This window comes from Methylolobus aquaticus (assembly GCF_054172105.1).
This window is the reverse complement of sequence record NZ_JBSYXP010000008.1, coordinates 67,350-88,156: the sequence shown is the minus strand read 5'-3', so window position 1 is coordinate 88,156 and position 20,807 is coordinate 67,350. Positions and strand designations below refer to the sequence as shown.

The following is a 20,807-nucleotide window of genomic DNA, read 5'->3' as shown; positions in this document are numbered from 1 at the left end:
CATGAGTACTTTCACTAAACGGACCGGTACCGCGAACCCCTTCAATGAGTTCAATGAGGGCACGGACAGCACGCCAAGTCTGGCTGACATCGACGGTGACGGCGACCTCGATGCCGTCGTCGGGAGCAGCAGCGGACAACTGTTCTATTACGAGAACGTCGGCAGTGCCACCGCGCCGATCTTTATCGAACGCACCGGCAGCAGCAATCCCTTCGACGGTATCGACGTAGGACCCTATGTCGCCCTGACTTTGGGCGACCTCGACCGCGATGGCGACCTCGACGCCGTAATGGGTAATGCCGATGGAGATTTAAGCTATTTCCGGAATACCGGCAGTGCCACGACACCGGTCTTCACCGCACGCACCGGTGCGGCCAATCCCTTCAATCGCATCTCGGTGGATTCTTTCAGCATCCCGACCTTGGCCGATCTGGATGCTGACGGCGACCTCGACGCCATCATCGGCCAAGGTTCGGGCACACTGCAGTATCTTCAGAATACAGGAAGTGCCACGGCACCGGTGTTCACCGCGCGCACCGGCACGGCTAACCCGTTCAATGGACTGGACGTCGGCGGTGACAGCGCGCCGGCCCTGGCCGACCTCGACGGGGACGGCGACCTCGACGCCGTCGTCGGGGAAACCTACGGCCTGCTGCATTACTTCGAGAACATCGGGACCGCCCGAGCCCCGATCTTCATCGAACGCACCGGCACCGACAATCCTCTGAGCGGGATCGACGCGGGGCCGTTTTTCAGCCTACCAACGCTGGCTGACCTCGACGCCGACGGGGACGTCGACATCATCGTCGGGGGAAACGACGGCAACCTGAACTATTTCGAAAATCTTGCGAACTCGACGAACACGGCCCCGACCGTCGTGACACCGATCAGCGATCAGTCCGCCATAGAGGACACCCCGTTCAACTTCACCGTCCCCGCCGGCACCTTCAGCGACGTCGACGCCGGCGACACGCTGACCTATAGCGCCAGCCTCGCCGATGGCTCAGCGCTGCCCGCCTGGCTCAGCTTCGATGCCAGTACCGGTAGATTCTTCGGCACCCCGCCGAACGCCGCTGTCGGCACCGTCAGCGTGACCGTAACCGCCACCGACACCTCCGGCGAAACCGCCAGCGATACGTTCGACATCGCCGTGGTCAATACCAACGACGCTCCGGTCCTCCTCATTCCGCTGAGCGACCAGTCAGCGATCGAGGACGCCCCGTTCGGTTTCACCGTTCCCGCCGGCACGTTCGGCGATGTCGATGCCGGCGATACACTGACCTTTACCGCGACCCTTGCCGACGGAGCCGCACTGCCCGCCTGGCTCAGCTTCGACGCCGCCACCCGCCGCTTCAACGGCACCCCGACCAACGACGACGTCGGCACGGTCTCCATACGCCTGACAGCCACGGACAGCAGCGGCGCCGCCATCTCGGCGCCGCCCTTCAAGCTGACCATTGCCAATGTCAACGACCCCGCCGAGGTTGGCGGCACCCTCACCGGCTCTCTCATTGAGGACGCCGCGCCGAACAGCGTCACCGGCACCCTGACCGTCACCGATATCGACAGTCCCGCAAACTTCCAGGCCGTCACTTCGCCCACCGTCAGCAGCCTGGGCTATGGCCGCTTCACCCTGACTGTCGACGGCGTCTGGACGTATGTCCTCGATAACGCCAATGCCACGGTGAATGCGCTGGCGACCGATGAGGAACTGCAGGATCGGTTCGACGTCCTCACCGCAGACGGCACCACGCAAACCATCGCCATCACGATCATCGGCCAGTCCGATGTCGTAGCGGCGCCCCCCTCGGATATCCGCTGGAACGCTGCCGTGCCGGCCAACGGCACCCTGCCCAAAGCCGGCGAAGTGCTGGCCACCCTGGACGCGAGCGATGCCGATTCCTCCGCCTTCACCTACGCCCTGCTTCCCGGTAGCAGTGCCGGCTTCAGCCTGACCGACGGCAACGTTACCCGCAGCACACTCCTCGGTACCAATGCCACCCATCGACTCATCTTGCGGGCCACCGACGAGACCGGTCTGAGTCATGACGAAACGGTCACTCTCCGTACCGGCTCCACCGTCGGCGACACGCTCGATGGCTCCACCGGCGATGACGTTTTCTACGCGGCGGGCGGCGACGACAGCGTCTTCGGTGACGACGGTGACGACACACTTTTCGGCGGCAACGGCAACGACAGTCTGTTCGGCGGCGCCGGCGACGACCACTTGTACGGCGGCACCGGCGGCGACACTTTTCATGGTGGACTAGGGAGTGACACCCTCGACTTCGGCAACAGCGGCGACAATCTCAAGGATCATGCCGTCTACGGGGATCTCAGCGAGGGAGGCCTGGGCGAAGTGATTCGAAAATTCGACGCGACCGGAACCACCGCCCAGACCGATACCATCGACCTCACCAGCACACTGCGCGTCTGGCTCGACGATAACGCCAGCGGCACCCTGAGCTTCGGCCGAAGCGGAACATCCAACAACAGCAACACCGCAGTCAATCTCGCGAACACCGAAGCGCTGTATCTGGCGGGTACCGCCAACGACGGCCTCGCGACCAGCGGCCTGACCAACGCGACTGCCCTCGCGACCGAACTCAACGCCGAGTTCAACCTGACCGTCACCGAGGGCCAACGCACCCTGCTGCTGGTCAACGACAACACCACCGGCAGCCATCACAGCGCCCTGTGGCTGTATACCGAAAGCAGCGCCGGTACCTCCGTCGATAACCCCGTCAGCGCCGCGGAGCTGACACTGATCGGCGTCGTCGAGGCCAACGCGACCCTGCTGACCGGCCAGGTGGCACTGGTCTAGGGCCTGATCTAACCGTTGACCGCGTGCGGAACACAACCGTGTGGGCGATCGGACCGCTGCCCCTCCGACCAACCGAGACACATTGACTTAAGCCACGAGTCCCGTCGTGCCTTGGGAGGTCCCGGGTACGACGCTTCGCCGACACCGGAACGTTCCCGCATCGAGGCCAACCTGGTTCTCGCCGAGCCTTGGAAATGCGGCCCATGGACTAAACGGGGCACCCGGCACACAACACGGACGGCAGGCTGTAGAATGCCCGCATCCGAACTCACAGGGGCAAGGCCCCGCCCGCGCGCGGCGCGGCGCAGTGGCCGCGGACCGGATTCCAGAACCCACTACGAGATGGCGCATCATGAATTCCAAGAAACTCTCTGCCGAGTTGCAGAAACTGGTCGAGGCCCGGCACAGCGATCCTTTCTCGATTCTGGGACGGCAGGATGACAAGAAAGGCGTTCTCGTCAGGGCTTTCCTACCCCATGCCGAGGAAGTGACGATTGCCGAGGGCGGCCATCGCCTGGAGCGCCTGGAGGGCACCGCCATCTTCGAATGGCGCGGCAAGAGCAGCGACCTGCCGGCGCGCTATCGCTTCATCTGGCGGGATGATCAGCGGCGGGAACATATCGGACACGACCCCTACTGCTATCCGCCGCAGTTGCCCGACTTCGACCTGCACCTGTTCGGCCAGGGGAAGCATTGGCATGCCCACCGGCTGCTCGGCGCGCGTGTGCACGAGTGCGACGGCGTGGCCGGCGTGCTGTTCTCGGTTTGGGCGCCCAGCGCCGAGCGCGCCAGCGTCGTCGGTGATTTCAACCGCTGGGATGGCCGTGCTCACCCGATGCGCGTGCACGGCAACGGCGTGTGGGAGCTTTTCATCCCGGACCTGCCGACCGGCATCGTCTACAAGTACGAGATTCGCGGCAAGGATGGCAGCATTCAGCTCAAGGCCGACCCTTATGGCCGGCGCTTCGAACTACGGCCCAAGACCGCCTCCATTGTCGAGCCGCCGAGCACCTTCGCCTGGAGCGACACGCTATGGCTGGAAAAGCGCGCCGCGTTCGACTGGCAGCACGAACCGATGTCGATCTACGAGGTACATCTCGGCTCGTGGCAGCGAGGCCCGGAAGGCGAACTGTTGAACTACCGCGAACTCGCGCCGATGTTGGTCGACCACGCTCTCCGACTCGGGTTCACGCATATCGAGCTGATGCCGGTGACCGAGCACCCCTACGACAAGTCCTGGGGCTACCAGACGACCGGCTACTATGCGCCGACCAGCCGTTTCGGCACGCCGGACGATTTCCGCTGGTTCGTCGATCACTGCCACCGCAACGGGATCGGCGTGATCCTGGACTGGGTGCCCGCGCATTTCCCCAAGGATGCGCATGGCCTGGGCCGTTTCGACGGGACCGCACTGTACGAGCATGAAGACCCGCGCCTGGGGGAACACCTCGACTGGTCCACGCTGATCTTCAATTTCGGCCGCTACGAGGTGAAGAACTTCCTGATTTCCAGCGCGCTGTTCTGGCTGGAGGAGTTCCACATCGACGGTCTGCGCGTGGATGCGGTCGCGTCGATGCTTTACCTCGACTACTCACGCAACGAAGGCGAATGGATCCCCAACCGCCACGGCGGACGCGAGAACCTCGAGGCAATCGAGTTCATGCGCGAACTCAACGAAGTCACGCACTCCCAGGTTCCCGGCGCGCTGATCATGGCCGAGGAATCCACCTCCTGGCCGCAGGTGACGCGTCCCACCTACCTCGGCGGGCTGGGCTTCGACCTCAAGTGGAACATGGGGTGGATGAACGACACGCTGCGGTACATGGAGAAGAATCCGATCTATCGCCAGTACCATCAGGGCGAGCTGAGCTTCAGCATGCTCTATGCGTTCACCGAGAACTTCCTGCTGCCGTTCTCACACGACGAAGTCGCGCACGGCAAGCATTCGATGCTGTACAAGATGCCCGGGGACGAGTGGCAGCGCTTCGCGAATCTCCGGTTGTTGTACGTGTACATGTTCACGCACCCGGGCAAGAAGCTGCTGTTCATGGGCAGCGAGTTCGCCCAGGGTCGCGAGTGGGACAGCACCGCCGTGCTCGACTGGTACGTGCGCGACTATGCACCGCATCAAGGGGTCGAAACCCTGGTGCGCGACCTGAACGTGATCTACCGCTCCGAGCGCGCCCTGAATTACTGGGATTTCGACGGTTCCGGCTTCCAGTGGATCGACTGCCACGACGCGCAGAATTCCGTGTTGACCTACCTTCGCCGGTCGGACGATGAGTTCGTCGCCGTGGGGCTGAATTTCACCCCGACGCCGCGGAGCGACTACCGCATTGGCGTGCCTGCCGCCGGCCGTTATCGGGAAATCGTCAACTCGGATGCCGGTGTCTACGGCGGCAGCGGCATGGGCAATGGCGCGCGCGAACTGATCGCCGAAGAGCGGCCCTGGATGGGGCAGCCTTACTCGCTGGTGATCACCTTGCCACCGCTGGGCGGCATCGTGCTGAAGACCATCCCTCCGACCGTCGTTCAGGCGACGACAACCGCAGCCGCCCTCGTCTCGACTGAAACGGCCGAGGACTGATACGCGCGGCCCGCGCCCCGGATCGTCGGCATCACCCGCCGATCCGGGGTACTGCGGAATACCGTCGCACGTCTCGCTGCAGCGGTGAGTCGGTCGCTTAGCGCTCCAGCATCAGTTCCGCTTCGTCGTGCATCCACCAGCGCCCGTCGCGAGCCAGCAGCGAGTCGGCTTCCACCGGCCCCCACGTGCCGGGGCGGTAAGTCGCCAGCGGCGGGGACTGACGCTTTTCCCAGGCCTCCAGAATGGGCTCGATCAGCGTCCAGGAAGCCTCGACCTCATCGCCCCGCGTGAACAGCGAAGCGTCGCCCTGAATCGCGTCGAGGAGCAAGCGCTCGTAGGACTCCGGGATCGCGCTCTGCCCGAAGGCCTCGGCATAGCGGAACTCCATATCGACCGACCGCGATTCCGCAACCGTATCGGGGGCCTTGACCTCGAACCGCAGATGCACGCCTTCGTCCGGCTGCAGGTATAACACGAGCATGTTCGGCTTCAGCGTCTGCATCGGGAACATCGACAGCGGCGGCTCCTTGAAGCGGATGATGATGTGGCTTTTCTTCTCGGCCAGAGACTTGCCGGAGCGCAGATAGAACGGCACGCCCTGCCAGCGCCAGTTGTTGATGAACAGCCGGATCGCGCCGAACGTGGCCGTCGACGAGTTCGGCTTGACGTCGGGCTCCTCGCGATACCCGCGATACTGTGCCCGGACGGTGTTCGCCGCGACCTGCTCGGGCGTCATCGGCTTGATCGCGCTGAGCACCTTGACCTTCTCGTTCCGCAGGTGCCCGGCCTCGAACGAGGCCGGCGGTTCCATCGCCACCAGCATCAGCAACTGCATCAGGTGGTTCTGGAACATGTCCCGAAGCACACCCACCCCGTCGTAAAAACCGGCCCGGTGTTCCAGCCCAACCTGCTCCGACACCGTGATCTGTACATGATCGATGTACGTGCGATTCCAGATCGGCTCGAAGATGGTGTTGGCGAAACGGGTGAACAGGATGTTCTGGATGGTTTCCTTGCCCAGATAGTGATCGATCCGGAAGATCTGGTTCTCGTGCAGCGCCTTGTGGACCTGCTCGTTCAGTTCGACCGCAGACGCGAGATCGGTGCCGAAGGGTTTCTCGAGGACGACCCGGCGCCAACCGGCATCCTCGCTGAGCTGGTTGGTCGCATCCAGGTTCGAGATGATGACCGGAAACAGCTTTGGCGGCACCGCCAAGTAGTACAGCCGACTGGCGTTACCGCTTTCCCAACCGGAGATCAGTTCGTCGAGACGCTGGAGGTCGGGGGCCTCGGTGTACTTTCCGCTCAGATAGTGCAGACCGGCGGCGAAAGCCGTCCATTGCTCGTCGGTGAACGTATAGGTGGCGAACTGGCGCGCCCCGGCCAGCAACTGCTCACGAAAGGCCTCGTCCGTGAACGCAGTACCGCCGAAACCGACGATGCGAAAGTTCTTCGGCAATCGATCCTTCAAGTACAGGTTGAACAGGGACGGCATCAACTTGCGTTTGGTCAGGTCGCCGGATGCGCCAAAGATCACGATCGTCGTCGGAGTATCTTTTGCCATTGGGTTGGTCCTTAGGTCTGGTGGCGGGTCGAAGAGTCGGGCTGCGCGCGGAATACCGATCCGGCGGTCGCGAAAGCGCAGGGCAAATCCATGGTCCGGCGGATAAACCCCGAATTCGGCGAGCAACCATGTCCTGTCATACTGGTGTTAGGAACTGGGCAGCACGAAGCGCGGCACATTACGCACCGTCTGACCATCCGGCAGCCGCCTTGGGCGGGCGATGCCCCGCCTGACTGACGGTCGCGGCAAACCGGGCAAGGCGGACGATTCAGAGCGACCTCTGCGGTCAAAGCGGCATGTGCTCCGAAACGGCGGCCGGACAGAAAATTGCGGGAGTGGGATCGCACTCACGAAAGCTGCCCGATTTGGTGCGGAAGCGCCGAGCATTTCTCCAAATTCAAAAGCCGGGTCAGCCTGCATGTTAGAGCGTTCCATTCGCTGCAGCCAGTCGCTACCATCGCTTTCTGCCCGCCCCATCGTCTAGACCGAGCCTGAATGCCCGAAGGCGACACGATCCACAAGCTGGCCGCGGCCCTGGCACCCCACTGGGTGGGACAAGCCCCCCAACGGGTAGAGCTCAAGACCGCAGATGGTGCCGAGCTGAGCGGTCGGCGCATCCGCTCGGTGACGGCACGCGGTAAGCATCTGCTGGTCGCATTCGAGCACGGCATCACACTGCGGACTCACCTGGGCATGTACGGATCGTGGCATCGGTACAGTCTGGCCGAGCCATGGCAGAAACCGCGGCGGCAGGCTTCCGCGACCCTGGTCATCGGAGCCGCGGTGTACGTCTGCTTCAACGCCAAGGAATGCGAAATCCTCCGCACCGACGGCATCCGCGAGCGTACGCTGAAAGCCCGGTTGAGCGTGGACCTACTCGAGCGACAAGCCGATCTGGCCGCGATCCCGGCGCGTGCCCGCGAGTTCTGCGAACCCGATACCCTCATGACCGACGTATTGCTCGACCAACGCGTGGCCTGCGGCATCGGCAACGTCTACAAATCGGAACTCCTGTTCCTGCACCGTGTGCACCCGCTCGCCCCGCTCGGCACGGTAAGTGACGCCCTACTCCTCACGCTCTACCGCAACGCGGCGGTTTTGCTCGACCGTAATCTCCGGCCCGGACCGCGCGTGACGCGGTTCGAGAACGATGCCGGCGGACGCCTGTGGGTTTACCGCCGGGCCGGGCTACCCTGCTTCGAATGCGGATCGGCAATTCACTATCGGCGCTGCGGCAAGGACTGGCGCTCGACCTATTGGTGCCCGGCGTGTCAGCCCGACACCGCCTTGGGCGTTGGGTGGATCAAGCCCGGGTCGCAGGCGGCCAGCCCAAGCGTTCCAGCAAGCGACGCTGATCGTCGCCCTTCTGCCAGACGGTTACGGCGACCTCGGTCGTGACGGCGAGATCACGCTGCAATGGCTCGATGCGCTCCCGCTGCAGCGTTTCGAGCAACTGATGCGCGCCAGCGGGATCGGTCTCGGGCAGAACCAGCAACACCCGGGTCGCATCCAGTCGGCCGATCTCATCGACCCATCGCAACTGTACCCGCAACTCCTGGATCAAGGCCGCAACCGACTCAGCGCACTCCGCCGGAAACGCCTCGGAGCGAAATTCCAGACGTGCGACGGCGAGCGGATTGCCATAGCGGCGTGTGCGCGCAAGCTGCTTTTCGAGCGCCGCCAGGATGCCCTTGCGATTCAGCACCCCTGTCTCGCGGTCACGTACTTCCAGCACCTCGACTTCAGCCGCCAATTCGATCTCTCGCGTCACATCGAGAAAATATTCCCATCGTTCCTGATCCGTCGATCCCGCGGCCGGCACGCGTCTCAGCCAGCGCGTGGCCCCGACGCGATCGGTGACGGCAAAAGTTTCGTCGTCTCCGAGCAGGGCTTCGAGACGCGTATCGGGTGGAAACCCGACCGGCACCGCTTCGTCGGTGGCAAGGCCCAGCAGATCACGCAGCGTCCCGTTGGCCCATACCAGTCGTCCGGGTTGGCGCAAGCCAATGCCGCAGGGCGCCTGATCGAGCAGGACGTCTATCGCGGGCGTGGCGGGGACGGGCATGGCGCAACTCGGACCGGTAGCCCGTTATGCCAGACAGCGAAACGTGGCATGGCGTTTCACCGGGCGGGACTCCCGGCCTCGGGAGACACCGTGCCGGTCGCAGGCATACCGCGCTGGGCCGGCGCGAGGCCGTGCGGATGGAGCAGACCGAACTGGAAACCGAGCAGCAGCAGCACGAACAGCGTGATCGACAGTCCAATGCGGAAGGTCAGGGCCTTGACCGTCCGCGGCGAACGGCCGCGGTCTTTCAGCAGATAATAGAGCGCCGAGCCGAGACTTCCGACGATGATCAGCAGCACGAGGACGATCAGGGTTTGCATGAACTCCGGCCACCGCGTCCCCAGGGGACATCAAGAAATGACGACGACGAGACCCGAGGGCCTGCCACTGCAATGAACGTCGATTATAGCTTCAAACCGGGATGGGGCGCCGCCTTTGCCGTCACCCTGCTGGTACCGACCTTCGTGGCCCTCGGCAACTGGCAGCTCGACCGCGCCGCGGCCAAGGAAGCGCTGTTGTCCTTGCGGGACGCACGACTCGGGGGCGCTGAGTGGGTCATCGACGCACCGGCCCCGCCGCTGGATGAGATCCGCTATCGCCCGGTCGTCGTGCGGGGCACTTACGATGCGGACCATCAATTCCTGCTCGACAATCAGATCCACCAAGGCCACGCCGGCTACCATGTGCTGACGCCGCTGAAACTGGATGGGCCAGGCGATCAGGCCGTCCTCGTGAACCGGGGTTGGATCGGCGTCGGTCCGGACAGAACGCGGCTGCCGCCGATCGACCTTGCGCCCGTGAGCGTGACGCTGCACGGCATCGCCGACAAGTTTCCGGAAGTGGCCTGGCACCTCTCCGGCGCCGAGATTCCGGCGCCCGGCTGGCCGGCCGTTACGCTGGTCGCCGAGCCGGCGGCATTGTCGGAACGCCTCGGCTACTCGATTCTTCCGTATCAGGTATTATTGTCGCCCGCCGAACCGCAGGGCTATGTCCGCGACTGGAAGCCGGCTAGCGTAGACCCGGGAAGAAATCGGGGTTATGCGCTGCAATGGTTTGCCTTTGCCGCGGTTCTCACGATCCTGTTCCTGTGGCATGGGCTGCGCCGCAACAATAGCCGCAGCGATCGAGAAGCGGTGTAGCAGACCCGAGTAAAGACGGAGCGAATCCCTCCCAGTGGCCACCGAATCAACCCCGCAGCGTCGCAACCGGCTGATGCTGCTGCTTATCGCGCTGATCTCGCTAATTCCGTTCCTGCTGGCGTGGCTCTATTTTCAGAATCCGCAGTGGGTATCCGGGCGCAGCAACTATGGAAACCTGATCGTGCCCGCCCAGCCGGTAGCCTACTCCGACCTGCTGCGCCCGGTCGGTCCCGACGCCGCGCCGCTGGATGCACTCAAGGGCCGTTGGATTCTACTTCAGGTGGAGGGTCCCTCCGGTTGCGGCATCCCCTGCCAGAACAGCCTGCAGATGACGCGCCAGATTCGCCTGCTGCTCAATAAGGACATCGTCCGCGTGCGGCGCCTGCTGCTGACAGCCGTGCCGAACCGCAAGCCGGTCGAGGGTCTGCAGGAGGACACCGATCTCCAGTACGGCGGCCTGCCTGACGAACTGCGAAAGAAACTCACCGCGATCGTCGGCCATGAGCCGGACGATGGGACCGTGATCCTGATCGACCCCTTCGCCAACGTGATGATGTGGTACGCACCCGATTTCGATCCCCACGGCGTGCTCAGGGATTTGAAGCATCTGCTGCGCTATTCGCAAATCGGCTGAGTGCGGCTCCCGCGCCGCGGACCCGCCGATTTTTTCCACCCAACCCCAAACGAGTCCATGCTGCCGTCACGACTAGCGGTTGCCCGCACACCGATTGCCGCACGGATCACCCGCAGCGATACGCTGACGGCATGCAGTCACACTCGTGACGTAACCGCACCACCCGACCTTCGCCATGTTTAGAAAGCTCACGCTGATCACCATCCTGCTGGCGCTCTGCACCATCGCCTTGGGTACCTATGTTCGCGTATCGGGCGCCGGCCTTGCCTGTCCCGACTGGCCGAGTTGCACCGCCGGTGTACTGGGCACCGCGCCTCCGCCTGCCATGGGGATGGGTTCCGGCGAGGCCAAGGCGGCCGCGCTCGAGACTGGTATCGCCATGGGTCACCGCTATCTGTCGGCGGTCGTCGCCGTCGCGATCCTGGTGCTGGCGCTGGCCGTCTGGCGGCTCCGCGAAAATCGGCTCCGCACGGCGATACTGACCCTGACGAGCCTCGGGGTCGTCATTCTGCAGGGCGCGCTGAGCTTCTGGCTGATCGAATTGCGGCTGTTGCCACTGGTGGTGACCGCGCATCTGCTGCTCGGATTCACGCTGCTGGCGCTGTTGTACAGCGCCTATCTGAGCGCGACGCCGGGCGGCCTGAAAACCTTCGGGGTCGGCCTCGGCCAGCGCGGACTGGCGCGGCTGGCCCTGCTCGCGCTGGCGGTCGAGATCGCGGCGGGCGCGTGGACCAGTGCCAACTTCGCCGGTCTGGCCTGCCCCGACTTCCCGACCTGTCTGGGCCAGCCGTGGCCTGAGGCGGACTACGCGACCGGTTTCGGCGCATCCGCGGCCGCGTCGGGAACCAGCAGCCTGACGATCGGGGGGCGCGTGGCCATCCATTGGGTGCATCGGATCGGCGCGCTGGGCACGTTCCTGCTGCTGACCGCGCTCGCCCTCGGGATCAGCTCCGGCCGGCGTTTTCCCGGCCTAAGCCGGACGGGCGTGTGGCTCAGTTTCTGGCTGCTGGCGGAGGTCGCCCTGGGGATCGCCACGCTGATCTTCAAGCTGCATGCCGCAGCGGTCGTCGCGCACAGCGTCGTCGCGGGCGTGCTGCTGTTGAACGTGCTGCATGTGAACCTGCGTTTGCGACGGCCAACCCTGGTCGCGCAACGTTCGCCCACCCCTGCCATCCCGGAAGAGCGCCAGCCGCCTCCGCCACGACCAGTCGTCGCACCGGCCCCCGAAGTCGTCCCTCCGGCCGCACCGGTCAGCCTGTTCGACCGGCTGCGCTCGCAATTGGGCAAGACCCGGGGCGGGTTCACGGGTGTCCTCGCCAACCTGGCGCTGGGCCGGAAAACCATCGACCGCGAATTGCTCGAAGAGATCGAAGAGCGCCTGCTGATGGCCGATCTGGGCGTCACGGCCACGGACGCCATCATCGACGATCTGACCGGCAGCCTCGAACGTCACGAACTCCGCGACTGGGATGTGTTGAATGCCCGGCTGCGCGGCCAGTTGCTCGACATTCTGTCGCCGTGCAGCGCGCCCCTCGCGATTCCGCCGACGACGCGGCCATTCGTGATCCTGGTCGTCGGCGTCAACGGCGTCGGCAAGACCACGACGATCGGCAAGCTGGCCAAGCGCCTGCAAAATCAGGGGCATTCGGTCATGCTGGCCGCAGGGGACACCTTCCGGGCCGCTGCGGTCGAGCAGTTGCAGCGTTGGGGCGAGCGCAATGAGATACCCGTTATCGCACAATCATCGGGATCGGACTCGGCCTCGGTCATCTACGACGCCGTGCAGGCGGCCCAGGCCCGCGGCATCGATGTGCTGATCGCGGACACGGCCGGCCGGCTGCATACCAAATCCAACCTGATGGAAGAGCTGCGCAAGATCAAACGCATCATCGGGAAGCTCGATGCCACGGCGCCGCACGAGGTGCTGCTGGTGCTCGACGCCGGCACCGGCCAGAATGCGATCGCGCAGGCGCGGCAGTTCAACGAAGCCGTGAGTCTGACCGGCCTCGCACTGACCAAACTGGATGGCACGGCGAAGGGCGGCGTGATCTTCGCGCTGGCCAAGCAGTTCGGGATTCCGATCCGCTATATCGGCATCGGCGAAGGGATCGAAGACCTGCAGGACTTTGACGCCGAGAAATTCATCGCGGCACTGTTCGAGGAACGCCTCCATTAGCCGTCATGCCGCGGGTTGAACTTGTCGGGGGATTAGCACTCCAAACGGGAGAGTGCTAACATCTCCGTCCGGCACACAGACAACAGGAATCACAGCAGAAATGACCAACGCGCTTTCCCTTCCCACCAACGTTTCGGTTGGATCGTTCGACGAGTACCTTGCGCTCGTCAACCGGTTTCCCCGGCTGACGGCGGAAGAGGAACGAGAACTCGCCGAGCGTTTCAGAGATCACAACGACCTCGCCGCCGCGCGGAAACTGGTCGTTGCCAATCTGCGCTTCGTGGTCTTCATCGCTCGCGGCTATGCGGGCTACGGACTGCCCATTGCCGATCTCGTTCAGGAAGGCACCGTCGGACTGATGAAGGCCGTAAAGCGTTACGACCCCTCACTGGGTGTGCGGGTCGTGTCCTTTGCCGTGCACTGGATCCGAGCTGAAATTCACGAGTTCATCATCCAGAACTGGCGCATCGTCAAGGTCGCCACGACCAAAGCACAGCGCAAGCTCTTCTTCAATCTGCGGCGGCTGAAGACCCGTCTGGGTTGGTTGAATCAGGATGAAGCGCAGGCCGTTGCGGGCGAGCTGGGTGTGGATGTCGCCGACGTGTACGAAATGGAAAACCGGCTGCACAACTACGATGTCGCGATGGAAGGCAGTGCCGACGACGACACCGGCGAGTATGACGCGACTGCGCCCATTCATTACCTCAGACAGGAGAACGGCGACCCGGCCGACGTTCTGGAGACGCTGGATCACGGTGAGAACGAGCAGAAGCGGCTGTCGGCAGCCATCGAGACGCTAGACGAACGGTCGCGAGACATCCTGGCAAGCCGCTGGCTGCAAGACCAGAAGCTCACTCTGCACGATCTGGCGGCCCGCTACAACGTCTCTGCCGAGCGGATACGCCAGCTCGAGAACAGCGCGATGTCCAAGTTGCGCAAGGCGCTCAGCGCCCCGGCCTGAAATCCACCCCGCAGCAGGCGCCGGAAACAACGCCGGCGCCAGGGCATCACTTTCGATCCGGACCGTCCCCGAAACGGTGCGGGCCGACCTCCCAATTGACAAGGCCATGCCTCGCGAGCATTCTGCCCGTCGCACTGCGCACCGGGCCTGCTCCGGTGGGGCGTGCGTGTTGTCGGATTCGAAAAAGATAATCAGGAGGCGTGTCGAGTTATGACTTCCATTTTGCCCATCATCGTGATCATCCTGTTCCTGCTGATGGCGATCAGTTCCTATCGAAAAAAAAAGGCAGGGGAAACCAACCCTGCGGCCGCGCCCAAGCGCGCAGAACCGGAACCGAGCAAACGCGTGGCGGCCAGCACGCCGGCGGCACCGCGTGACGCCGCGCCGGCGAAGCCGGCAGCACAGCCCGCACCGGCATCGCACAGCGCTGCGGCGGCCCCGGCCAGTGCCTGTTGCGCAGCAGCTGCAACACCGGTCACCCAGATTCCTCAGGACGCAACCCTGCGTCGTCACTACCTGACCCATGTCGCCTCGATGGTCGAGGCGCTGACCTTCCCCCGGCCAAGCGACTCGACCCTCCGTCGGCATTACGAACAGCTGATCGCAAGCCGGCTGGAAGAGTGTGCCGGTGACAGCACCAAGCTGCATCAACTGATCTGCGACTATCAGGCCTGCGCCAGTACCGCATCCTGACCTCGCTCGGGCTAGCCCCGGCCTCCGGGGCTCGATCCGGTGACGGCAACGGCGTTCCGTCTTCGCGGCGGAGCGCCGCCTGATCGAACGCCTTCCGCGCCCTGGCAAGCCGGTACTGCGTCGCGCCAGGAGCAGCCCCGATCTAATCAGCCCGATCTGGCCCCGAAAGACCAATAACCGACAAGGTTATCGCTCATTCCCGTCAGACCGGCTGGACGGCCTCAGAACGCCACCCGAAAATTGACCGATCCGATATACAGCGTGGTGTCGTAACGGCCGATCACGCTGGGCTGGCGGTTCACAGCAATCGTGCGCGGCTCGAAGAAGGCCGCCTGGAAAGCCAGATCGATTCCGAGAGCCCCTGGCCCACCACCCTCCCCGCGTCCGCAGCCGGACAGGCCAAACAGCGAGCCATTGCCGTTGCACAGCAACCCGACCCCCACGGCGAAGATGTTCCAGTCCGCGTCGGCCACCGTCGGAGTGAACGTGTACTCCGGCACCGGCGTATTTGAGCGCTGGTAACCTGTCCTCAACGCAACTTCCCAGCCTGGCAGGAAATCCGGAGCCAGCCACCGGAATTCGGTCCCGGCACTGGCTGTGAAGATCGAGCGCCAGTGCTGCGGGGTACTCGCCGTACCGCCGTTGGACAGGTGGACGTCGAAGCTGCGGGACGAATCCCAGCCAACGAAGTCCATGTCATATTCGAGCTTCCACTCGTGCTCCGCATCACGTACCGGCCAGTAGGCCACGGCCCCTGTGACGACCTGCGGGAGGGGCAGTTCCGTTTTCGCATTCGCAACATGCACACCGTTCAGCCGATACTGACCACTGAGCGGCAGAGTCGTCTGACCCCGATAGACGAAACCGACGTTCAACTGAGGCTTGCCCACCGCGGTGCGCAACGGGGTGACCATCAGACTGGCGTTGTAGCCGACGCCGGTACCGTTGCCGTTCACCTCATCCCCCCCGATGCCCGGCAGCGCCCGCTTGCTTTCGTAATGCCCCTCGCCAAGAAACGACGCAAAGGTATAAATGTCGAGCCCGAGGCCGAACGACACCCAGTCGTGCACTCGGTACGCGATCGTTGGCTTGATCGTCAGCAACGGAAGCTTCGCGCTCGTCACGACCGACGAGAACGGACCGTTCTTCGGATAGCGGACGATGAGTCCGTAGGTACCGGTGAGCCCCACACCCACCGACAACGGGCCGAAGGCATCGATGCCGAGATCCTTGAGATTCGCCGTCAGGTAGAGATTGCTGGGGGGTGGCACGGCGACGCTACCGCCCAGATCGCCATCGATTCGTTGACCTCTGGCGTTTTCGAACCCGACGGTGCCGCCAACCAGATTCGTGCCGGTGTACACCTGCCACCCCTTCAGCTGCGTAAGCCCCGCGGGGTTATAGTAGATTGCGGACGGATCGTCGGCCTGCGCCGAGAACGCCTCGCCCTGTCCGGCCGCTGCGGCGCCCTGATAGGGAACCCGATAGGCATCGGCCAGCGCCGTCCCCGGCCCCACCGAGAAGACCACGGCGCCAATCGCGGCTGGCAGCCGGCGAGCCAGGGTGTGCGCGAAGCGCTGCCGAACGCGGGGAACAGTCAACGCGAACCCTCCGAAGCGCTTACCGAATCCGGTACGCGAAGCTCGTTGATGGATCTCATCGTCCGGAACGCCTTTGTACTGAGTTGACGAGTGTCGGTGAGGGAAACGCGCCCCGCGGACTAAACCATGTGGCCTAAACCGCTCGACGGGGCGGAGGAAGCTAACCGCCCACTACCTCCACTGTCAAGACAGGCGGACGCCGACAATCTCGGCCGCCACGGCGGATTGAAGCGGCCCGGAACAGGCGCATCGCGTGCCTCGAGGTTGCCTCGCCGGCCACGACTTGACAGAATCGGGGCAGGACATGGGTTTTTCCGTTGACCAGGACATCCGATTTGGCGCTACGCACCAGGGAAAGCACTCCATCCCGCCCCTTGGCCGACAGGGTCCGACCTGGGCCAGTCGCCCCACGCCGTGGGGCAGGGTTCGCGCCCAACTCGATACCGCTGCGCTCCGAGCGGAGGCTCCCGTGCCTCTGAAGGATACGAAGCCGATCGAGGTCGCCATCGTCGGCGGCGGTTGCGCGGCGATGGCAACCGCCTTCGAATTGACTCGGCCCGAACTGGAAGGACGCTATCGGGTGACCGTTTACCAATTGGGGTGGCGACTCGGAGGCAAGGGCGCCTCGGGCCGCGGCAAGGCTGACCGGATCGAAGAGCATGGCCTGCACGTCTGGCTGGGCTTCTACGAGAACGCGTTCCGACTCTTGCGCCAGTGCTATCGGGAACTCGACCGCGACCCGCAGACCTGCCCGCTGGCCGACTGGCGGGATGCCTTCTTTCCCGACGCCCATGTCGGCATGGCTGGAGCGGCCCGCCGGGGCGGATGGGTTTTGTGGTCCTCGTTCTTTCCCCCAGGCAAGGGTTTGCCCGGCGATCCTCTGACTGCGCACAACCCCTTCTCGCTCGGCAGTTACCTGGGCCGCACTGCTGCCCTGCTGCGCTCCTTGGTGCTCAGCCTGCATACGCGCCGGAAGTTCGACCCGGTACAGGGCGTTCCCCTGCAGGAGGCCGAAGCCGATCTCGCGCGCGCGAAGCTCGGCGCCGTTCCTTCGGCGGACCGGATTGCCGAAAGCGTGCTGCGCCTGTTGCGCGGCGGACTGATGACGACCGCGGTCGGTGTCATCGAGGCACTCGCGGTACTCGAAGCCATCCTGCGGTCCATCGGCAGTTGTCCCCGCCCTCTGCTGCTGCAATTCATCGAGACCCTGGCCGGCAACCTGAGGCTGCAACTCGAAGGCTGGGTGGCCACCGATGACGAGACACGCTGCAAGCTGGAGATCATCGATCTCGTCGTCGCAATCGTCGTCGGCGTGATTCGCTTCGGTCTGTTGTGGGACCCGCGCGGCCTCGATGCGATCAACGACTACGAGTGCCGGGAATGGCTGCGACTCAACGGCGCTTCCGAACGGTCGCTGAATTCCTCGTTCGTCCGGGGATTGTACGATCTCGCGCTGGCTTACGAGGATGGCGATCCGGAACGACCGGGACTGGCCGCCGGCCAGGCGCTGCGCGGCTCCCTGCGGATGTTCTTCACCTATCGCGGATCGATCTTCTGGAAAATGCGGGCGGGCATGGGCGATGTCGTCTTCGCACCGTTCTACGAAGTACTGAAACGCCGCGGCGTCCGGTTCGAATTCTTCCACCGCCTGGAAAACGTCCGGCTGTGCGACGTTTCGCGGCTGCTACCTGGCGAACGACCCTATGTCGAGGCCCTGGAATTCGATGTACAGGCCCGAATCCGCGGCGGCGGGGAGTATCAGCCGCTGGTCACCGTCAAGAATGTCCCCTGCTGGCCGGCGCAGGCCGATCTCGATCAACTCGAGGACGGAGATGCACTGCGCCGTGAGGGCTGGGATTTCGAATCGCATTGGGACCGGCGCCACGTTGCAAAGCGAACCGTGGAAGTCACCCGTGACTTCGACTTCGTCGTGCTCGGCGTCAGCGTCGGCGCGATTCCGCACGTCTGCCGCGAGATCGTCGCACGCGACGAGCGCTGGCGGAACATGACCACACAGGTGAAGACGGTCGCGAGTCAGGCCTGCCAGATCTGGCTGACCAAAGAGATGGCGGAGCTCGGCTGGGAAGAGCCCCCCATCACGCTGTCGAGCTTCGTGAAGCCCTTCGACACCTGGGCCGACATGACACACGCGATCGCTGAGGAAAGCTGGCCGGAACCGCAGCCGCAGGCCTTGGCGTATTTCTGCAACGTGCTGCGGGATCCGGACCAGCCTCCCGACGACGCCGATGCCGACTATCCGCGGCGGCGCGCCGCCGAGGTCAAGGCGAACGCGGTGCGTTTTCTGAACCACGAGATCCACCACCTGTGGCCCGGGGCCGTTCGCCAACCCGGCGAGTTCCGTTGGGAACTGCTCGCGGATGCGGACCGGACCCACGACAACGCCGGCCCTGCCGACGCAAGCGGCTTCGATTCGCAATACTGGCGCGCGAACGTGAACCCGACCGACCGCTATGTGCTGGCCCTGCCCGGCACGCTGCAGTACCGGATCTCACCGCTCGACAACACGTACGACAATCTGACGATTGCCGGCGACTGGACCGACTGCGGCTTCAACGAAGGCTGCGTCGAGGCTGCCGTCATGTCGGGCCGACTCGCCGCGCATGCCATCGCACAGACCCCCGCCCTGGAGGACATCATTGGCTACGATCACCCCTGAACCGGCTCCGCAGGAGCCCGTGGACTCCCCTGACACTCCCCGCAGCGCCAAGCGGGAGCGCCTTAAACGCGAAGACCCGAAGCGCAGCGGTCCCATCCGCAATGCCACGACCTATTTTCGCGACTCCCACTCCTGGGACGAGGGAGCTCCCGATCCGGATGCTACCGCCGAACAGAGCGAGTCGGTGGCGGAGACACTGGATGACGTCATCACGCACGGCGTTCATCTCGGCTACAAGGTGATCGAGGAGCACATCCTGAAGGGTCAGCGAGCTGCGCGGCAACTTCGTCAGACCCGCACGGAACCGGGGGACGGCGACGGCGAGCTCGACGCCTTCATCGAACAGGCCCAGCGCGTGTACCAGGATCTCGGGAGCTTGTGTTTCGATGCCTTGGGAACCCTGACCAAAAGTCCGGCCCTGCTGCGCGGCCTGGCCAGGGCGGTTCAGCCGGCGTCCCGCGGCGACGCCGATCAGCTGGGCGACGCCCGCGCGAACCCGGTCGGCCCGGCCACTCGGGTCGTCGTCGAAGTGTTGTCCCGGCAACACGCGCGTATCGATCTGCGGCTGGATCCCCAGATGCGCACGACGGCGCTGCGGGTGCACGCGCTGCACGCGCCCGGACCCGACGCACCGCCGTTGACGGCCGTCGCGCTGCGCTTCGAGCCGGCTCACGGCGCGCTCGTGCTCGATGTCCGCATTCCCGATCGTCAAGCTCCCGGCCTTTACAGCGGCGTGGTCGTCGACGCCGAGACCAATGATCCGGCCGGCACACTGACGGTGCGTGTCGCGGCGGAGCCATCGGTGCCGTGACGCCGCAACCGGCCACGGTCAGTACACCGCGCCTGATCCCCGAGGTACTCGCGGAATATGGCACGCTGACGCAGCAGGCGCTGCTGGACTATCTGCCCGCCGGCGAACCGCAGGCCTACCTCTACGACCTGATCGCCGACTATCCGCTGCGCAGCGGCAAGATGATGCGCTCCAGTCTGTGCGTGGCCACGGCCCGGGCCTTCGGCGCGCGCGTCGAGGACGCGCTTTGTTCGGCGGCTTCGATCGAATTGCTGCACAACGCACTGCTGATCCACGACGATATCGAGGACGCCAGCGAGGAGCGGCGCGGACGTCCGACGCTGCATGCGCTGCATGGCATTCCGCTCGCCCTGAACGCGGGCGATTCGCTGTGCCTGCTGAGCTTGCGACCGCTGCTGGACAACATCCACCGGATCGGTCCGGGCCTGGCCATGGAAATCTTCCGCGAAACGGAGCGCATGGCCTGGGAGAGCGCCGAGGGTCAGGCACTCGAACTCGGCTGGCGGCGCGACAATGCCACTGACCTGACCGACGAGGACTATCTGACGATGGTCCTGAAGAAGACCTGCTGGCTCGCAATCATCCACCCGAGCCGGGTCGGCGCGCTGATCGGCACTCGCGGCCGGATGAAGCTCGAACCCTTCATACGCTTCGGCTTCTTTCTGGGGGCCACCTTCCAGATCCAGGACGACTTGCTGAACCTCGGAGCGGACACGCGGTACGGCAAGGAGCCGGACGGCGACATCTGGGAAGGCAAGCGGACCCTGATGCTGAACCATCTGCTCCGCAAGGCCACCGCCGTCGAACGCTGCCGCATGGAGGCCATGCTGGCGCTGCCGCGGGAGCAGCGCACGGCCGAACAGGTCGGCTGGATCCGGGAGCGGATGGACCACTACGGCTCGGTGAAGTACGCGCGCGGGATCGCGCACGGCCTGGCCGGCGCCGCCTTGCACGAGTACTCCGAAATCTACCGGAATCTTCCCGACTCGCGGGACAAGCAGTTCATTCGCGGCCTGGTCACCTGGGTCTTCGAACGCACCTCGGGCTCCGCACCCTGACCGGGGTGGCACCCGAT

At 64.5% G+C, this 20,807-nt stretch carries 15 protein-coding genes; 11 read left to right on the top strand and 4 right to left on the bottom strand.

The genetic code is table 11. The features are described from left to right. Position 1: 1 nt before the first annotated feature. Together ACW73L_RS12340 and glgB are read left to right on the top strand one after the other, a co-directional pair. Positions 2-2,824 (top strand): putative Ig domain-containing protein, encoded by a 2,823-nt coding sequence (locus tag ACW73L_RS12340; protein ID WP_498922367.1) that lies wholly within the window; start codon positions 2-4, stop codon positions 2,822-2,824. Positions 2,825-3,176: 352 nt separating this feature from the next. Further along, on the top strand, positions 3,177-5,411 hold the full coding sequence (gene glgB, locus ACW73L_RS12335; RefSeq protein ID WP_498922365.1) for a 1,4-alpha-glucan branching protein GlgB: 2,235 nt from the start codon (positions 3,177-3,179) through the stop codon (positions 5,409-5,411). A 97-nt stretch (positions 5,412-5,508) separates the two neighbouring features. Here glgB and zwf read toward each other — a convergent pair whose 3' ends face one another. Next, on the bottom strand, positions 5,509-6,975 hold the full coding sequence (gene zwf, locus ACW73L_RS12330; protein WP_498922364.1) for a glucose-6-phosphate dehydrogenase: 1,467 nt from the start codon (positions 6,973-6,975) through the stop codon (positions 5,509-5,511). 495 nt (positions 6,976-7,470) lie between these two features. Here zwf and ACW73L_RS12325 point away from each other — a divergent pair, with 495 nt between their 5' ends. Beyond that, positions 7,471-8,373, top strand: coding sequence for a DNA-formamidopyrimidine glycosylase family protein (locus ACW73L_RS12325; RefSeq protein ID WP_498922362.1), 903 nt, complete (start codon positions 7,471-7,473; stop codon positions 8,371-8,373). Here the strand turns inward: ACW73L_RS12325 and ACW73L_RS12320 are convergent. Together ACW73L_RS12320 and ACW73L_RS12315 are read right to left on the bottom strand one after the other, a co-directional pair. Continuing rightward, entirely contained in the window at positions 8,279-9,040 is a 762-nt protein-coding gene (locus ACW73L_RS12320; RefSeq protein WP_498922360.1) for a GGDEF domain-containing protein, read from the bottom strand. The two genes, ACW73L_RS12325 and ACW73L_RS12320, sit on opposite strands and share 95 nt — an antisense overlap. A 56-nt stretch (positions 9,041-9,096) precedes the next feature. Next, complete coding sequence (locus ACW73L_RS12315; RefSeq protein ID WP_498922358.1) at positions 9,097-9,360, bottom strand: twin transmembrane helix small protein; 264 nt, start codon at positions 9,358-9,360, stop codon at positions 9,097-9,099. A gap of 72 nt (positions 9,361-9,432) precedes the next feature. Between ACW73L_RS12315 and ACW73L_RS12310 the strand changes: the two genes are divergently transcribed. The 5 genes from ACW73L_RS12310 (at position 9,433) to ACW73L_RS12290 (ending at position 14,643) form a co-directional block, all read left to right on the top strand. Next, positions 9,433-10,179, top strand: coding sequence for an SURF1 family protein (locus ACW73L_RS12310; protein ID WP_498922357.1), 747 nt, complete (start codon positions 9,433-9,435; stop codon positions 10,177-10,179). Between the two features lie 34 nt (positions 10,180-10,213). Continuing rightward, entirely contained in the window at positions 10,214-10,813 is a 600-nt protein-coding gene (locus ACW73L_RS12305; protein WP_498922356.1) for a redox-active disulfide-containing membrane protein, read from the top strand. 175 nt (positions 10,814-10,988) lie between these two features. Next, positions 10,989-12,989 carry a signal recognition particle-docking protein FtsY gene (gene ftsY, locus ACW73L_RS12300; RefSeq protein WP_498922355.1) on the top strand — a complete coding sequence of 667 codons (2,001 nt, stop codon included), beginning with the start codon at positions 10,989-10,991 and terminating at the stop codon, positions 12,987-12,989. 100 nt (positions 12,990-13,089) lie between these two features. Continuing rightward, complete coding sequence (gene rpoH / locus ACW73L_RS12295) at positions 13,090-13,950, top strand: RNA polymerase sigma factor RpoH (protein ID WP_498922354.1); 861 nt, start codon at positions 13,090-13,092, stop codon at positions 13,948-13,950. A gap of 210 nt (positions 13,951-14,160) precedes the next feature. Next, the gene (locus tag ACW73L_RS12290; RefSeq protein ID WP_498922353.1) at positions 14,161-14,643 is read left to right on the top strand and encodes a hypothetical protein; all 483 of its coding nucleotides are present in this window, start codon (positions 14,161-14,163) and stop codon (positions 14,641-14,643) included. Between the two features lie 221 nt (positions 14,644-14,864). On the opposite strand, the gene ACW73L_RS12285 is transcribed toward ACW73L_RS12290, so the two are convergent. Then, positions 14,865-16,244 carry an OmpP1/FadL family transporter gene (locus tag ACW73L_RS12285; RefSeq protein ID WP_498922352.1) on the bottom strand — a complete coding sequence of 460 codons (1,380 nt, stop codon included), beginning with the start codon at positions 16,242-16,244 and terminating at the stop codon, positions 14,865-14,867. 469 nt (positions 16,245-16,713) lie between these two features. Between ACW73L_RS12285 and ACW73L_RS12280 the strand changes: the two genes are divergently transcribed. From ACW73L_RS12280 to ACW73L_RS12270, 3 genes are read left to right on the top strand one after another with little or no spacing between them, the layout of a single operon-like run. Next, positions 16,714-18,921, top strand: coding sequence for an FAD-dependent oxidoreductase (locus ACW73L_RS12280; protein WP_498922350.1), 2,208 nt, complete (start codon positions 16,714-16,716; stop codon positions 18,919-18,921). Beyond that, positions 18,902-19,732, top strand: a complete 831-nt coding sequence (locus tag ACW73L_RS12275) for a hypothetical protein (protein WP_498922349.1) — start codon at positions 18,902-18,904, stop codon at positions 19,730-19,732. Before ACW73L_RS12280 ends, ACW73L_RS12275 begins: the two co-directional genes overlap by 20 nt. Beyond that, positions 19,729-20,790, top strand: coding sequence for a polyprenyl synthetase family protein (locus tag ACW73L_RS12270; RefSeq protein ID WP_498922347.1), 1,062 nt, complete (start codon positions 19,729-19,731; stop codon positions 20,788-20,790). The genes ACW73L_RS12275 and ACW73L_RS12270 overlap by 4 nt, the downstream gene beginning before the upstream one ends. Positions 20,791-20,807 lie beyond the last annotated feature (17 nt).

Bases quoted from the DNA above. Each gene is read 5' to 3' on its own strand.
- ACW73L_RS12340 (WP_498922367.1), top strand. From the start codon at position 2: ATGAGTACTTTCACTAAACGGACCGGTACCGCGAACCCCTTCAATGAG.
- ACW73L_RS12320 (WP_498922360.1), bottom strand. From the start codon at position 9,040: ATGCCCGTCCCCGCCACGCCCGCGATAGACGTCCTGCTCGATCAGGCG.
- ACW73L_RS12310 (WP_498922357.1), top strand. From the start codon at position 9,433: ATGAACGTCGATTATAGCTTCAAACCGGGATGGGGCGCCGCCTTTGCC.
- zwf (WP_498922364.1), bottom strand. From the start codon at position 6,975: ATGGCAAAAGATACTCCGACGACGATCGTGATCTTTGGCGCATCCGGC.
- ACW73L_RS12290 (WP_498922353.1), top strand. From the start codon at position 14,161: ATGACTTCCATTTTGCCCATCATCGTGATCATCCTGTTCCTGCTGATG.
- ftsY (WP_498922355.1), top strand. From the start codon at position 10,989: ATGTTTAGAAAGCTCACGCTGATCACCATCCTGCTGGCGCTCTGCACC.
- ACW73L_RS12325 (WP_498922362.1), top strand. From the start codon at position 7,471: ATGCCCGAAGGCGACACGATCCACAAGCTGGCCGCGGCCCTGGCACCC.
- ACW73L_RS12315 (WP_498922358.1), bottom strand. From the start codon at position 9,360: ATGCAAACCCTGATCGTCCTCGTGCTGCTGATCATCGTCGGAAGTCTC.
- glgB (WP_498922365.1), top strand. From the start codon at position 3,177: ATGAATTCCAAGAAACTCTCTGCCGAGTTGCAGAAACTGGTCGAGGCC.
- rpoH (WP_498922354.1), top strand. From the start codon at position 13,090: ATGACCAACGCGCTTTCCCTTCCCACCAACGTTTCGGTTGGATCGTTC.